The following is a 14,696-nucleotide window of genomic DNA, read 5'->3' on the forward strand; positions in this document are numbered from 1 at the left end:
GCGCTGAAAAAACTCCTTTAAACACGTTTATGTCGGTCTGGCGATAGCGCAAGCGGCGCTCAGTTGTTAAAAGATACGTCTTTGAAAACCCATCGCAAAAGGACTTCGAGCATGCCTGTCAACTTCACCAAGAGCGCCTTGCTGCTGAGCCTGATGCTCGGCCTCGGCCAGGCACAGGCCACCACCGAGCCAAGCCCCACCGCACTGGCGACCCGTTTGGGCATTCCGCACCCGGCGGTGATCGCTCACCGTGGCGCGTCTTTCGATGCACCGGAATCCACCGCTGCGGCCTACAAACTGGCCCGTGATCTGGGTGCCGATTACCTGGAATTGGACCTGCAACGCAGCAAGGATGGCGTGCTGTTCGCCCTGCACGACAACAACCTGCAACGCACCACGGATGTCGCCACCAAGTTCCCTGAGCGCAAGGACAGCCTGGCCAACGAGTTCACTATTGCCGAACTCAAAACCCTGGATGCCGGCAGCTGGTTCAACCGCGCTTACCCGGATCGCGCGCGTCCGGGCTACGCAGGTCTGAAGATCCTGACCCTGGATGAAATCATCGACATCGCCCAGGGCAACCCGCTGCACAAGCCGGGCCTGTACATCGAAACCAAAGAGCCGAAGCAGTTTCCCGGTATCGAGCGCGACCTCAAGGAGAAACTCCAGGATCGCGGCTGGCTGAGCCCGGTCGGTTCGAAACTGGCGAAGAGCGAACTGGCGGTCGGCCAGGGCAAAGGCAAAGTGGTGCTGCAAACCTTCGAGAAGAGCAGCCTCGAACTGCTCGAGAAGGAAATGCCGCAAGTGCCGAAAATCCTGCTGTTGTGGGTGGGCGAAGGCAGCATCGAGCCGAAATCCAAAGTAACGTTCGCCGAATCCGGTGACAAGGATAAAGCGAGTTACTACGCCAAACAGGAGCCAAAAGACAAAGCCGAATTCCAGCAATGGGTCGAGTACGCCAAGGCCCAAGGCGCTATCGGTACCGGCCCTTCGGCCGCACTGACCAAGGGTGGCGATCAGAGCTACTCGGATCTGGTGAAACCGTGGATGAATCAGTACACCCACGATCAGGGCCTGTTGGTGCACGTCTACACCATCGACGATGCGGTGGATTATCAGAAAGTGGCGGATGCCGGGGTCGATGGCATCTTCACCAACCGCGCCAGCGAACTGCTGAAGTTCTATAAGCGTCCGGCGGCGGCGAGTGTTGCGCAGTTGTTGCAGAACAACGGTTACTGAGTGACGCAAAATACCGAGTGGACAGGCCACCTGTGGTTAGGGCGTGATTATGGTCTGATCCACGGAAAGCTGGGGCGCACTGCGCCCCATGCCCATTACGCCCATCAACTGATCCTGGCCCCTGATCGACCGGTCACCGTCAATCTCGACGGCGTGAACCAAACGGCCCATCGCCTGTTCATCCCCTCTCAAATCTGCCACTCCATTGTCGAGGCGCCGGATGTGGTGTTCACTGTGTATGCAGAGCCACTCATGTTCGACAACCAGGTGCTGAACAACGTCGTCTTCAAGGCCGCATTGTCCCTTGAAAGCCTCGACCACGCCGTTCGCCATTGTCCACGCCGATCCCTTGGCGATCCTCGGATCGAGCGCGCCTTGTCCACCCTCGACGGGTTGCTGACGACCAAGGTGCTGGCAAGCGCATTGGCTGCCGAGGCACACCTGTCCTTAAGTCAATTGCAACGGCTGTTCGCCAGTCACCTCGGCCTGCCTGTGCGCAGGCTGGTGCTATGGCGGCGACTGCGGCTGTCGATGGTGCTGATCCTGGCCGGCAGCGCCGTGACTGACGCCGCGCACGAGGCCGGGTTTGCCGATTCTGCGCACTTCTCCCGGAGTCTGAAAAAGCTCTTCGGCGTGACCGCTCGCCAAGCGTTGCAACACATCGATCTGCGTTTACTGGCTTGATTCAGCGCCGCAACGGCTCAGGTACCGCGGGTTCTTTGCTCAACGACACCGGCCCGAACGGGTCCAGCAGTTGCGCTACGTAGTCCCGAGGGAAGTCTGGTCGGCTGCCGATGCCCAGGTCGCCCTGACGGATTTCATAATCCGCCGTGTAGAACCCGGTCCCCAGAAGCCAGTCCCACAGGTTGAAGAACAAGGCGAAATTCACGTCGCCGGCCCGTCCATATTTCATGTGATGAAAGCGATGCACCGGCGCCCAGGCGAATATCCAGCGCAAGTACCCCAGCTGCATATCGACATTGGAATGTTGCAGCAGCAACTGGATGGCGATGGCAAATGCCAGCAGTGCCGCCACGTCCAGCGGGATGCCCAGCAGCAACAACGGCAACAGCCCCGCAGAGGCTTCCAGCAGTTGATGCAACGGATGTTTCATCAAGCCATTGAAGCCGTATAGCCGTTGAACGCTGTGATGCACCGCATGCAGACGCCACAACCACTGCACGCGGTGGCTGGCGTAATGCATCAGGCTGAGACCGGCGTCGGCGATGAAAATCGCCAGCGCCAGTTGCAACCACAGCGGCCACCCCCTTGGCCATGCCCCATCGAACGACAGCAGCGCCACCAGGCCCGGTAACGCCAGCAAACCGAGAGCATTCAACGCCTCGTTGACCAACCCGTGAACGATGTCACGAGCGCGATCACCGACCGAGCGATTCCAGCACACCTCATAGGGTAAAGCCCATTCGGCCAGGAACGACAGGGCCAGGGCTGCGAGAAACAGCGGCAACAGCCACCCCTCTCTTAACCCGGCAACTCCCGTTAGCCAAAGGCTGGCCCCAATAAATCCGCCCCAGAACGCTGGGGCATAGATCCGCGCAAAGATGTATTTCATCACCACCTCCATTGATCGAGGTCGCAGCATGAAAGATTGTCGGGATGACGGAATTGAACAAACGGCGCAATCGAAGCCCGAAACGTTTTTTAAGGGTGAATTAAGTTGCGCGAGCTAACCTGATCCCACTTAAACAGTTCACCCAAGGAAAGAACTTCATGAAAACTTTAACTGCCCTGTTCACCGCTGCTGCCCTGACCCTCACCGCTGGCCTGGCCCAGGCTGACGTTCGCGTCGACCAGATCCCCGAGTTGGTCAAGAGTGGCAAGATCAAACCCCTGGAAGAACTGAACCAGGCTGCCTTGAAGTTGCACCCGGGTGCCACGATTACCGACACCGACCTGGATAACCACTTCAACGGTTACGAATATGAAGTTGAACTGCGCTTGGCTGACGGCACCGAGTGGGACGTGGACTTCGATGCCACTACCGGCAAGGTTCTGAGCAACAAACAAGACACGTGATTCAACTGCAAAAAAGCCGCACGACTTTCGGGTCGTGCGGCTTTTTTGCGTTCGGCGCCAGGCCGTTCGCTGAAGCGACGAACGAAGCCGCGACAATTCGCGCAAGCCCGCTAGAATCCCTCAAAACCATTTGGCATGTTGAAGTAGAGAACCAAGGATATGGGGCAAACAGCGGCAGCAGACATCGCCACAATCGGCCGGATCAGCGCGGTGCCGGCAATTCTTCAGGTGATCAGTGAGTTGACCGGTTTGCGGTTCGCCGCGGTGGCCCGTGTTACCGAAGACTCCTGGACTGCCTGCGCGGTGCTTGATCGACTGGATTTCGGTTTGAAGGTGGGCGATGAGTTGGACCTGGTTTCCACCCTGTGCCACGAAATCCGCCAGGGCCACTCGGTGGTCATCGACAAGGCCAGTGAAGACCCGCTCTACCGCGATAACCCCACGCCCCGCACCTATCAATTCGAAAGCTACATTGCCGTGCCGATTTTGCGCACCGACGGGCGCTTTTTCGGCACCATTTGCGCCCTTGATCCCAACCCTGCGCCGCTCAAGTCCAGCACGATCCTGAGTACCATGGAATCGTTCGCCCGAATGCTCGCGCTGCAAATAGAAGCAGAAGAAACCCTGCAACAGACCGAAGCGGCGCAGGTCAAGGAACGCCAAACCGCCGAACTGCGCGAACAATTCATCGCCGTGCTTGGTCATGATCTGCGTAACCCCTTGTTCGCCATCAGCGCCGGTGCCGAAATGCTCCTGCGTAAACTTTCCGACCCCGCGAATGAGCAGCGCGCCCGACACATCCTCACCAGCGCCCGACGGGCAACCAAACTGGTGGACGATGTGCTGGACTTTGCCCGGGGGTCATTGGGCCGAGGCATCCCGGTGAACATCGAGCCATGCCCAGACCTGGGAGATGCGTTGCGGCACGTGATTTCCGAGATCCAGAGCATTCACCCTAAACGCATCATTCAGTCGTCGATTGGCGACCTGAGCAATATCCATTGCGATCGCGAACGGGTGGCGCAATTGCTATCCAATCTGGTGGCGAACGCCGTTGTCCACGGAACTCCCGATAACCCGGTCGAGGTCAGTGCGCAGGTCGACGATGGACACTTTGTGTTGAGCGTTAAGAACCAGGGGCTGATTGCCGAAGATGCGCTGCCGCATCTGTTCCTGCCCTACTCGAAACCAGCCGGCGGCACACCGCAGGTCGGCCTCGGGTTGGGGTTGTACATTGCCAGTCAGATTGCGCAGTCCCATGGCGGGAAACTGGAGGTGCAATCGACCGAGCAACAGGGCACGACGTTCACCTTCAGCTTGCCCTCACGGGCTTAAGCAAATCCGTGATCGACGGGCACGGCACGAACTTGAGAGTGACTGTGTACCGACTCGGTGACCGAACCGATACACAGCCCATTTCACTAGGCGCTCAACCGCGCTGTCACTTCATTCAATTGCCCCGACAAGCCATGCAGATTGTGGCTGGCCGCTTCGGTGCGCTGCACGTTGTCCAGGTTGGTACTGGCGATGCTGGTGATTTCGGTGAGGTTGCGCGAAATGTCTTCGGCCACTGAAGTCTGTTCTTCAGCGGCGGTGGCGATCTGGCGGTTCATGTCGCGAATGGCTTCCACGGCATGGGTGATGCGCTCGAGCATGGCGCCGGCCTGGGTCACTTGCTCGACGCTTTCTTCGCTGCGCGACTGACCGCTTTCGATCGCCTGGGCCGCGTCCACTGCGCCGGTTTGCACGGTTTGAATGATCTGGTTGATCTCGATGATCGACGCCGCCGTGCGCTGGGCCAGGCTGCGTACTTCATCGGCGACCACCGCAAAACCACGCCCGGCTTCACCGGCACGGGCCGCTTCGATGGCGGCGTTGAGCGCCAGCAGGTTGGTCTGTTCGGCGATGCCGCGAATCACTTCCAGCACTTTACCGATGCGCCCGCTGTCGGCTTCCAGACGACGGATGACCGTGGCGGTGTTGGCGATTTCGCCGCGCATTTGGGTGATGGTGTGGATGGTGCCCTGCATGACTTTTTCGCCCTGCTGGGCGGACTGGTCGGCGTCATCGGCCGCACGTGCCGCGTCGGCTGCGTGACGCGCGACTTCTTGCGCGGTGGCGGACATTTCATTCATCGCCGTGGCCACCTGATCGGTGCGGTTGAATTGCTCGTTGGTGCCACTGGCCATGAGGCCGGCAATCGAGTTCAACTCGCCGCTGGCGCTGTCCAGATCCGTCGCACTGCGCTGCAAACGGCTGAAGGTTTCGGCGAGGAAATCGCGCAAGGTGTTGGCGGCTTTGGCCAGGTTGCCCAACTCGTCCTGACGGGTGCTGGCCACGCGCTCGGCGAAGCGCCCTTGGCTGAGCTGCGCCACGTAGTCGATCAGTTTGCGGATCGGCTCCACCAGGTTGCGGTTGACCAGCCACAGGCTCAACAGGCCAATCAGCAGGCCCGACACCAGCATCACGATGATCCCCAACCACACCGTCTGATCGGCGCTGGCGCTGATCAGCTTCGATTGCTCGGTTCCCTGCTTGCGCAACTCACTGACCAACTCGCTCATCTGCTCACTGGCTGCACGGTCCACGCCCTTGACCGCGTTGTCGCCGGCTGTTGGGTCGGCACCGGCCGCCACGTAGGCATCACGGCCCTTCTGATAGGCCGCACCTAATACACGATGCTCTTCACGCAGGCGTTCGATGCGGGTCTTGAGTTGCGGCTCGATGCCTTTCTGCCCGGCCAGTTCACCGAGGATATCCTGCACGTCGCGCTGGCGGTCCTCGAACTGCTTCCAGTATTTGTCCAGGTTCGCAGGTTCCTTGCCACGCAGCAGAACGTTCTTCCACTCCTGAACCTGCACCTTGAATTGCAGGTTGGCTTCATCGATCAATTGCGAGGTGTGCAACGGACCTTCAATCAGGTTCGCGTAGTTCTGAACGCCATTGGACAGGAAGTGAAAGCAGGACAAGGCGATCAGCAACATCGCCAACAGGCTGCCGCTCAACAGGGCGAGGATTTGCGCTCTCAGGGATTTTTGCAAAAACATCGAGTGATATCTCATGACAGGGAAAAGGCACGCCCAAGGGGTATGCAAGATGTCTGGACATCCCTGTCAGCGACACTGGTTCACCACCAGAATCGGAAGATCAACATCAGCCTCATCGGCGCGCCAGAGGCTTTCTTGAGCGCTCTCCGACGACCGGTAGAAGGTAGATTTGCGGCGCTGTCCAACCGTCACAAAACCTTCAAGTTGCGTTGCGATGATGAGGCTCAAGTGAACCTGTGAAACCCGCGACAGGCGCTTCCTCGCAGCGAGACCTCATGAACCACAGCATCGACCAGCGCCATCGCGATTCCGACCTGTTCGGCCTGCTTTACGGTTTCAGTTTTCGCCCTGGTGAGCGTGGCCGGGAGATCGACTCGGCCAAGGCGCTGCACTGCCTGCAACAACCGGACGACAGTGATGAATTCCTCTGGCTGCACCTGAATCTGGCCCATGCCGCCTGCGAGCGCTGGATGAAAAGTCATCTGGCATTGCCCGATGAATTTTTCGAAGCACTCCACGAAGGTTCTCGCTCGACGCGCATCGAGCATGTCGATTCGGCGTTGCTGGCGGTGGTCAACGACGTGGTGTTCAACCTCAGCAGCATGGTCTCCTCGGATGTCTCGACGCTGTGGGTCTGCGCTCGCAGTCGGCTGATCGTCAGCGCACGCCTGCAACCGCTGCACTCGGTGGACAAGCTGCGTTCTTCGGTGAAGGCCGGTGAATGCTTTCGCTCACCGCTGGAGCTGCTGGTGCATTTGTTGCGCGATCAGGGCGAAGTGCTAACGCAGATCGTGCGCAAAACCAGCCTCAGCGTCGATCAGATCGAAGATGAGCTGCTGTCTTCGCGCCTGTCCACCAACCGCGCTGAACTGGGCGCCAACCGCCGGGTGCTGGTGCGCCTGCAACGGTTGCTGGCGCTGGAACCAGGGTCGTTGCTGCGCCTGCTCAATCGCCCGCCGCAATGGTTGCAGAAGGAGGACGTCAAGGAGCTGCGCAAGTCCACCGAGGAGTTTGCGCTGATCATCAACGACCTCACGGCCCTCGGTGAACGGATCAAGCTGTTGCAAGAAGAGATCGCCGCCAACCTCAACGAACAGAGCAACCGCACCCTGTTCACCCTGACCGTGGTCACGGTGCTGGCGCTGCCGATCAACATCATCGCCGGCTTCTTCGGCATGAACGTCGGCGGCGTGCCGCTTTCCGGTGATCCGGAGGGGTTCTGGATTCTGGTGGCACTGGTCGCGACGTTTACCCTGATTGCCGGGCGCTGGGCGTTTCGCAAGCGGCAGGATTATTGATCACTGCCATGACCACCACCGCCCCTGTAGGAGCGAGGCTTGCCCGCGAAGAATGCGCTGCGGTCTACCCGAACGACCGCGTTATCGTTCTTCGCGGGCAAGCCTCGCTCCTACAAAGGCGGGTCAGGTTGTGGATTGGATGACTTGACCCAGCCAGTCCATGAACGCTCTGACCCGCAACGGTAAATGCCGTTGTCGGGCATAGAGCAGCGAGACTTCCATGGACGGTGCATTGAACTGCGGTAGCACCGCCATCAGTTCGCCGCTTTGCAAATAGGGCCGCATACCCATCATTGGCGCCTGGATCAAGCCGAAACCTCCCAGGCACGCCGACTCATAACCGTCGGTGTTGTTCACCGTGATGCTGCCCGCCATCGGCAGGCGATGCAGCTTGCCCTCCTCTTCGTACAGAAAACCTTCCGACCGCGCGCCCAATACACCAACGTAATGGACCAGCCGATGCTGTGCCAGGTCTTCGAGTCGTTCGGGCACGCCATAGCGCTGCAAATAGGCGGGGCTGGCGCAGTTGACCATGGCGAAGTCGCACAAGTGGCGCGCGACTACCGATTGATCCGGTTGCGCACCGACCCGCACCACACAGTCAAACCCTTCGCTGAGTAAATCGACCCGGCGATCGGTGCTGCTGATTTCGAGCTCCAGATGGGGGTGCTGCGCCATGAATTCGGGCAGACGCGGCATGACCACCCGACGGGCGAGGATGTTGGGCATGTCGATACGAATCCGCCCGACGAGCGAGGCCTCGTCCTGGCGAAACAGCCCTTCGATTTCGTCCATGTGCGAGAGCAAATCCTTGCTGCGCTCGTACAACACCAGACCGTCCTGCGTCGCCTGAACCTTGCGCGTGGTGCGCTGCAGCAGACGCGTGCCCAGTAGCGTTTCCAGGGCCTGGACGTGCTCGGACACCGTGGACCTGGGCAAGCCCAGGCTTTCACCCGCCAGGGTAAAACTCGACATTTCGCTGACGCGAACGAAGGTGCGCAGCAGTTCCAGTTTGTTCATGGGCCGACCTTCTATTGTTCGGATTAACCGACCAGTGATTCCGATTCCAGCCTGTTTATCACCATGAGGCGGATAAATAAACTTTCTCCACATCATCACTCACTGCTCTGAGGACATCCCATGAACCGTAAAATCGCATTGATCACCGGCGCCAGCCGCGGTCTTGGCAAAAGCACCGCCCTGCATCTGGCAGCGCAAGGCATCGACATCATCGGCACCTACAACAGCCAGGCTGGCGATGCGCAGGCACTGGTCGCGGAGATAGAAAAACTTGGTGGCCGCGCCGCCATGCTGCAACTCGACGTCGGCCAGAGTGAACACTTCGCCGATTTCAGCACCCGGGTTGGAGAGGTGTTGCGCGAACACTTCGACCGCCAGCATTTCGATTTCCTGATCAACAACGCAGGCGTCGGCATTCACGCGAACTTCGTCGACACCACGGTGGCGCAGTTCGACTTGTTGATGAACGTCCATTTGAAGGGACCGTTTTTCCTCACTCAAAGCCTGCTGCCGTTGATGGCTGACGGTGGGCGCATCATCAATATTTCCAGCGGCCTGACCCGCTTCAGCCTGCCGGGTTATGGCGCCTACGCGGCGATGAAGGGCGCGATGGAAGTGCTGACGCGCTACCAGGCCAAGGAACTCGGTGCGCGCAATATTGCGGTGAATACGCTGGCACCGGGCGCCATCGAAACCGATTTCGGCGGTGGGACAGTGCGCGATAATAACGACGTGAACAGCTACGTCGCCGGCAATACAGCGTTGGGTCGTGTAGGTAAACCTGACGATATCGGGGGCGCGATTGCGTTGCTGTTGGCGCCGGGTGGCCAGTGGATCAACGGGCAGCGCGTCGAGGCTTCGGGGGGGATGTTTCTGTAAGCAAAGATCAAAAGATCGCAGCCCCAGGCTGCGATCTTTGCTTTTACCCTTCCAAAGCCCTGCGCACCATCAACCGCTCACGCACCACGTCGTAGCCCCAGTGATAGACGTAGGTGTATGGCAGGAAAAACAGCAGCACACCGATATCCAGCAGGAACGCCTGCCACAGGCTGACCTTCAGCCACCAGGCAATCAACGGCACGCCGAACGCGACCAGGCCGCCTTCGAACAACAGCGCATGGACCACACGCACCCAAGCGTTATGCACAATCGCAAAGCGTTTGAGCAACCGGTCGAACAGGCCGTTGAAGACCACGTTCCAGGCCAGCGCAAGGGCTGCAATGGCCATGGTGACCGCGCCCATTTCCAGCATGGGCTTGTCCATGATCCAGGCCAGCAGCGGAGTACAGATCAATATCGCCAGCAGTTCGAAACCGATGGCTTGGAAAATTCGTTCAGTGATGGATTTGTTGGCGTTCATGGCCAGGCTCCCTGAGTGACTATGGTTGCCATGATCCGTGATCACACCGATACTTCATAACCAATAACCATCGATCAAGGCGATAGTTAATGGCTTCCCACGAAGTGCTGCTGGCGTTTGTCCAGGCGGCGACTCAAGGCTCGTTTTCTGCTGCGGCGCGCAAGCTCGGCCGCAGTCAGTCGACCATCAGCGCCGCCGTGGCCAGCCTGGAAATCGACCTGAACCTTACCCTGTTCGACCGCAGCAGCCGCAAGCCGAGCCTCACCCCAGCCGGGCACGTCATGTTGCAGCGGGCCGAAGAGATTCTGGCCGCCACCAGCCGTCTGGAAATGACCGCCAGCCAACTGTCCCAAGGCGTCGAGCCGAAGCTGACCGTGGCGATTTCCGACACTTACCAGTCCGACCGTTTTGAAGCGGCGCTCAGTGCTTTTGAGCAGCGCTATCCAGACCTGGAATTGGAATGCCTGATCGCCGAATGCGATGACCTGGTGGCACTGGTGCAACGCGGCCGAGCGCATGTTGCCTTCGCCGAGATGCAGGACAGTTACCCACCAGACCTGGTCAGTTCGACGGTGGACGAGCGCACGGAAATCGCCCTGTTCGTGTCCCACGCTCACCCGTTGGCGAAACTGAACGACATCGATCAGGACGTGCTGCAACAGCACCGCGAGCTGCGTCTGGCGACGATCGTCAATCCGTATGAAAACCGGGCGAAGGGGCGTGTCTGGTCGGCACCGAGTTACCTGATGTTGCTGGAAATGGCCCAGGGCGGGTTCGGCTGGGCACCGTTGCCTCGGTGGTTGGTGGGGCGGTTCGGGGCCGGGTCATTGATGGAACTGAATGTGCGCGGCTGGCCGAAAGCGGTGTACGTCGATGCCCTGTGGTCACGCCTGCATCCGCCGGGGCCGGCGGGGAGTTGGTTGCTTGGCAAGATGTTGGAGTGAAGGTCTTGCGGGCCCCTTCGCGGGCAAGCCTCGCTCCTACAGATTCGGGTCGAATCGCAGAGGTGTGATCAACTCAATCCTGTAGGAGCGAGGCTTGCCCGCGAAGGGGCCAGCAAGATCACATCACTCCAACGCCCGCAGCCGCCCCTCAATAAACCGTCGCTCCGGCACTTGCTGCGTCAATTCCAGCGACCGCTCATAAGCCGCTCGCGCCTCTTCCACCCTCCCCAACTGCCGGTAAAACTCGGCCCGCGCCGAATGCGCCAGGTGGTAATCCAGCAATTCGCCCCGCGCCAGAATCCCTTCGATCAGCATCAACCCCGCCAATGGCCCATCGCGCTTGGCCAGCGCCGCCGCGCGGTTGAGTTCGATCACCGGTGACGGCACGGCCCGCAGCAGCACGTCATACAGACCGACAATCTGCGGCCAGTCTGTCTGCGCGGCCGTGAGCGCTTCGGCATGTACCGCCGCAATCGCCGCTTGCAGACAATAAGGCCCGAAGCGCCGCGTTGTCAGCGCCCGTTCCACCAATGCACAGCCTTCGGCAATCAGCTCGGCGTCCCACAACGAGCGATCCTGTTCATCCAGCACAATCAGTTCACCGCTCGATGAGGTCCTGGCCGGGCGTCGGGACTCATGCAACAGCATCAGCGCCAGCAGCCCCATCACCTCCGGTTCGGGGAGCAATTCCATCAACAACCGACCGAGACGAATCGCTTCACGCGTCAGGTCTTCGCGGGTCAATTCGTTGCCGATAGACGCCGAGTAGCCTTCGTTGAACACCAGGTAAATCACCCGCAGTACGCTGTCGAGACGCTCGGGCAGTTCCGTCAGGGTGGGCACCTGATAAGGGATTTTCGCGTCACGAATCTTCGCCTTGGCCCGCACGATGCGTTGGGCGATGGTGGCCGGCGCCGAGAGAAAGGCCCGGGCGATTTCTTCGGTGGTCAGGTCACAGACTTCGCGCAGGGTCAACGGCACTTGAGCGTCCGCCGCCAGTGCCGGGTGACAACAGGTGAAGATCAGCCGCAGGCGATCGTCTTCCACATCTTCATCACTCCAGTCAGCCTGCTCCAGCGCTTCCAGTTGAGCGATCAACATCGGCCGGGACGCATTAAAACGCGCACGCCGGCGCAACACATCGATGGCCTTGAAGCGCCCGGTGGACACCAGCCAGGTGCGCGGATTGTCCGGCACACCGTCACGCTGCCAGCGCTCGACCGCGACGAAGAACGCCTCGTGCAGCGCTTCTTCGGCGAGGTCGAAATCTCCGAGCAGACGGATCAAAGTCGCCAGAATCCGCCGCGAATCTTCGCGGTAGACCTGCTCGACTCGCGCCTGTACCGACTCGCCAGGCATCAGTACGGCATACCTTCGACGGGCATTCGTTGCAGGGGTGGCAGACGCATGAAAGAACTCCTGTTGTGCTGGTTATTCAGGGATTGAGCTGGCGAACGGGCCGCACCTCGACACAGCCGACCCGGGCCGCCGGGATGTTGCCGGCGACCTGGAGGGCTTCATTGAGGTCCTTGGCATCGATCAAATAGAAGCCAGCCAATTGCTCCTTGGTTTCAGCGAACGGGCCATCGGTGATCGACATCTTGCCGTTGCGCATGCGCACGGTGGTCGCGGTCTGCACCGACTCCAGCGCTTCGGCGGCGAGCATCCGCCCACTGCCCTGGATCGACTCGGCGTAGGCCATGCACTCAGCGTCATTGGGGCTTTCGGGCAGCGAGTGCAACTCGTGCTCGTTGCTGTAGACCAGGCATAAATACTTCATGGGGGCTCTCCATTTCTTGGGGACTGTGCCCTGATCGAACGGATCAACTATGGCTGCAGATGGGCGCTTTGGCGCTGCTTTCCGATAAACAGCCCGGCGAATCGGACCGACTATCAAGGTTCCAGATTGAACAGCACCGCGCCGCTCGTCATGTCGAACGGTGCCGACCAGTGTTCGTGAACGATCTGCCATAGCCCCGCTTCCTGGCGGTAGCACGCGGTGACGCGCATCCAGCAGGCCTGGGTTTCACCCTTTTCATTGGTGCCGCCGCAATGCGCCAGCCAGTGCGCGAAAGCGATCTCCTGCGACGGCACAATGTCGATCTCGTGGAACTCGAAAATATGCGGGCCAGGGCACATCTCCATGCATTCCTGCCAATGCGCACGGTAGGCCGCCTTGCCCTTGAATTGCAGGGCTTTGACCGCGTCGAAGGAGACGATGTCGTCGGCGTACAGGTCCATGACCTTTTCCACGTCCTTGGCGATGACCGCCTGACGATAGTTCTCGATCAGGTTATGAATTTGTGTCCGAGCATTCATGATGGTTCTCCGTGGTTTTTTTGTTGAAGACACCCTTAGTCGTCTGGCGAACAGCCAAATCGACAACCGAAATAAAAATAATCCATGGGAGCAAATTCGCTAGAATCCGAGGCTCATTTCCGTTGGAAAAAGGACACTCCAGTGACAGCCCGACTCGTGCCTTACGAAAGCCTGAACGCCCTGCAGCGTGAACAGGTCGAGGCGATCGAAATCCACGCCGAACAAATCAAATTCTCCGGCGACATTCATGGTGCGTTGCATACTTTGCTGTCCAAGCCTGGCCCTGGCGTCAAAGGCTTCGCGCTGCTGGTGGAGGATGTTCCGGTAGCCTTCCTGCTGCTCAAGCGCCCGCCGGTGCTGCCGGCCTGGGCCGACGAACACAGCGCTACCTTGCACGCCCTGCAAGTCGATCGCCGCGCCCAGGGCAAAGGCTATGGCAAAGCCTGCCTGCAAGCCCTGCCCGAGGTTGCGCGCCAGGCCTGGCCGGAAATCAAAGGGCTGGAGTTGTCGGTGGATGCAGACAATGAGTCGGCCATCGCGCTGTATGCCAAATATGGCTTTGTCGACAGCGGCGAAGCGTACAAAGGCCGGATCGGTTATGAACGGCGGATGGGGCTGATTTTCTGATTCGTAGAGGGATGAACGATGTTGAATTCAATCGAAGCGCTGGAAGCGATCTACGGCCTGCCCCATGACCGCGCGGTGCGTAAGCAGATCCCGTTTCTGAACGAGGACTATCAGGCGATGGTCCGCGCCTCGCCACTGGTGATAATCAGCTCGGTCGGCCCCGACGGCATGGACGGTTCGCCGCGTGGCGATACGCCGGGTTTCGTGCGGATTATCGATGAGCGCATGCTGGCGATTCCGGATCGACCGGGCAACAACCGCATCGACACGCTGCGCAATGTCGTGCTCGATTCGCGGGTATCGCTGCTGTTCATCATCCCGGGGATCGGCGAGACACTGCGGGTCAACGGCACAGCGCAGATCAGCGCCGAGCGCGAGTTGCTGGAGAGTTTTGCAGTCAATGGCAAACCGGCGCGCACGGTGATGCTGGTGACGGTGCAAGCGGCGTATTTCCACTGCTCGAAAGCGATTGTGCGTTCGGATCTGTGGAACCCGCACAAACACCTCGAACGCTCTGCGCTGCCGACCGCCGGGGCGTTTCACAAGCGCCTGAACGATGGACAGTTCGATGCCGAAGCGTATGACCGGGAAGCACCGGCGAGAGTGCGGGACAGTCTCTACTGATCACCTGACACCACCATTCAATGTGGGAGCGGGCTTGCTCGCGAAAGGGCCATCACATTCAACATCAATGTTGGTGACAGACCGCCTTCGCGAGCAAGCCCGCTCCCACATTAGACCTGCGATAACCGCCACAACCCTTTAGACACAGGCTCCGGCGGTTTTTATGGTCACTGGAATTTCG

Annotated in this window: 16 protein-coding genes; 9 read left to right on the forward strand and 7 right to left on the reverse strand. The window is 59.7% G+C overall.

What is annotated here, in order from left to right; genetic code table 11:
- Window positions 1-111 precede the first annotated feature (111 nt).
- Window positions 112-1,239 (forward strand): glycerophosphodiester phosphodiesterase, encoded by a 1,128-nt coding sequence (locus ACIPLA_RS16550; protein WP_401174241.1) that lies wholly within the window; start codon window positions 112-114, stop codon window positions 1,237-1,239.
- Window positions 1,240-1,923 carry a helix-turn-helix domain-containing protein gene (locus ACIPLA_RS16555; RefSeq protein WP_401174244.1) on the forward strand — a complete coding sequence of 228 codons (684 nt, stop codon included), beginning with the start codon at window positions 1,240-1,242 and terminating at the stop codon, window positions 1,921-1,923. It begins immediately after the preceding gene.
- A 1-nt stretch (window position 1,924) separates the two neighbouring features.
- On the opposite strand, the gene ACIPLA_RS16560 is transcribed toward ACIPLA_RS16555, so the two are convergent.
- Entirely contained in the window at window positions 1,925-2,812 is an 888-nt protein-coding gene (locus tag ACIPLA_RS16560; protein ID WP_401174247.1) for a sterol desaturase family protein, read from the reverse strand.
- A gap of 158 nt (window positions 2,813-2,970) precedes the next feature.
- Here ACIPLA_RS16560 and ACIPLA_RS16565 point away from each other — a divergent pair, with 158 nt between their 5' ends.
- The gene (locus ACIPLA_RS16565; protein ID WP_123495750.1) at window positions 2,971-3,276 is read left to right on the forward strand and encodes a PepSY domain-containing protein; all 306 of its coding nucleotides are present in this window, start codon (window positions 2,971-2,973) and stop codon (window positions 3,274-3,276) included.
- A gap of 159 nt (window positions 3,277-3,435) precedes the next feature.
- Window positions 3,436-4,611 (forward strand): ATP-binding protein, encoded by a 1,176-nt coding sequence (locus ACIPLA_RS16570; RefSeq protein WP_401174251.1) that lies wholly within the window; start codon window positions 3,436-3,438, stop codon window positions 4,609-4,611.
- Window positions 4,612-4,697: 86 nt separating this feature from the next.
- Here the strand turns inward: ACIPLA_RS16570 and ACIPLA_RS16575 are convergent, their stop codons facing one another.
- On the reverse strand, window positions 4,698-6,323 hold the full coding sequence (locus ACIPLA_RS16575) for a methyl-accepting chemotaxis protein (RefSeq protein WP_218398099.1): 1,626 nt from the start codon (window positions 6,321-6,323) through the stop codon (window positions 4,698-4,700).
- Window positions 6,324-6,598: 275 nt separating this feature from the next.
- Between ACIPLA_RS16575 and ACIPLA_RS16580 the strand changes: the two genes are divergently transcribed.
- Window positions 6,599-7,621, forward strand: a complete 1,023-nt coding sequence (locus ACIPLA_RS16580; protein ID WP_008071907.1) for a transporter — start codon at window positions 6,599-6,601, stop codon at window positions 7,619-7,621.
- A gap of 123 nt (window positions 7,622-7,744) precedes the next feature.
- On the opposite strand, the gene ACIPLA_RS16585 is transcribed toward ACIPLA_RS16580, so the two are convergent.
- Window positions 7,745-8,641, reverse strand: coding sequence for a LysR family transcriptional regulator (locus tag ACIPLA_RS16585; protein WP_218398101.1), 897 nt, complete (start codon window positions 8,639-8,641; stop codon window positions 7,745-7,747).
- A gap of 120 nt (window positions 8,642-8,761) precedes the next feature.
- On the opposite strand from ACIPLA_RS16585, the gene ACIPLA_RS16590 reads away from it, so the two are divergent.
- A complete protein-coding gene (locus ACIPLA_RS16590; RefSeq protein ID WP_218398103.1) occupies window positions 8,762-9,520 on the forward strand; it encodes an SDR family NAD(P)-dependent oxidoreductase in 759 nt (252 codons plus the stop codon).
- Between the two features lie 43 nt (window positions 9,521-9,563).
- Here ACIPLA_RS16590 and ACIPLA_RS16595 read toward each other — a convergent pair whose 3' ends face one another.
- On the reverse strand, window positions 9,564-10,001 hold the full coding sequence (locus ACIPLA_RS16595) for a multidrug/biocide efflux PACE transporter (RefSeq protein ID WP_218398105.1): 438 nt from the start codon (window positions 9,999-10,001) through the stop codon (window positions 9,564-9,566).
- Between the two features lie 89 nt (window positions 10,002-10,090).
- On the opposite strand from ACIPLA_RS16595, the gene ACIPLA_RS16600 reads away from it, so the two are divergent.
- Window positions 10,091-10,945 carry a LysR family transcriptional regulator gene (locus ACIPLA_RS16600; RefSeq protein ID WP_401174258.1) on the forward strand — a complete coding sequence of 285 codons (855 nt, stop codon included), beginning with the start codon at window positions 10,091-10,093 and terminating at the stop codon, window positions 10,943-10,945.
- Window positions 10,946-11,068: 123 nt separating this feature from the next.
- Here ACIPLA_RS16600 and ACIPLA_RS16605 read toward each other — a convergent pair whose 3' ends face one another.
- The 3 genes from ACIPLA_RS16605 to ACIPLA_RS16615 form a co-directional block, all read right to left on the reverse strand.
- Window positions 11,069-12,304: an RNA polymerase sigma factor gene (locus tag ACIPLA_RS16605; RefSeq protein ID WP_401174261.1), complete on the reverse strand. Its 1,236-nt coding sequence runs from the start codon at window positions 12,302-12,304 to the stop codon at window positions 11,069-11,071.
- A gap of 76 nt (window positions 12,305-12,380) precedes the next feature.
- Window positions 12,381-12,725 carry a YciI family protein gene (locus tag ACIPLA_RS16610; RefSeq protein ID WP_192344398.1) on the reverse strand — a complete coding sequence of 115 codons (345 nt, stop codon included), beginning with the start codon at window positions 12,723-12,725 and terminating at the stop codon, window positions 12,381-12,383.
- Window positions 12,726-12,838: 113 nt separating this feature from the next.
- The gene (locus ACIPLA_RS16615; RefSeq protein WP_218398111.1) at window positions 12,839-13,264 is read right to left on the reverse strand and encodes a nuclear transport factor 2 family protein; all 426 of its coding nucleotides are present in this window, start codon (window positions 13,262-13,264) and stop codon (window positions 12,839-12,841) included.
- Window positions 13,265-13,405: 141 nt separating this feature from the next.
- Here ACIPLA_RS16615 and ACIPLA_RS16620 point away from each other — a divergent pair, with 141 nt between their 5' ends.
- Entirely contained in the window at window positions 13,406-13,891 is a 486-nt protein-coding gene (locus ACIPLA_RS16620; protein WP_218398113.1) for a GNAT family N-acetyltransferase, read from the forward strand.
- 18 nt (window positions 13,892-13,909) lie between these two features.
- Window positions 13,910-14,515, forward strand: a complete 606-nt coding sequence (locus ACIPLA_RS16625) for a pyridoxamine 5'-phosphate oxidase family protein (protein ID WP_401174266.1) — start codon at window positions 13,910-13,912, stop codon at window positions 14,513-14,515.
- Window positions 14,516-14,696 lie beyond the last annotated feature (181 nt).

This window comes from Pseudomonas sp. NPDC086112, assembly GCF_044746425.1.
GTDB lineage: Bacteria > Pseudomonadota > Gammaproteobacteria > Pseudomonadales > Pseudomonadaceae > Aquipseudomonas.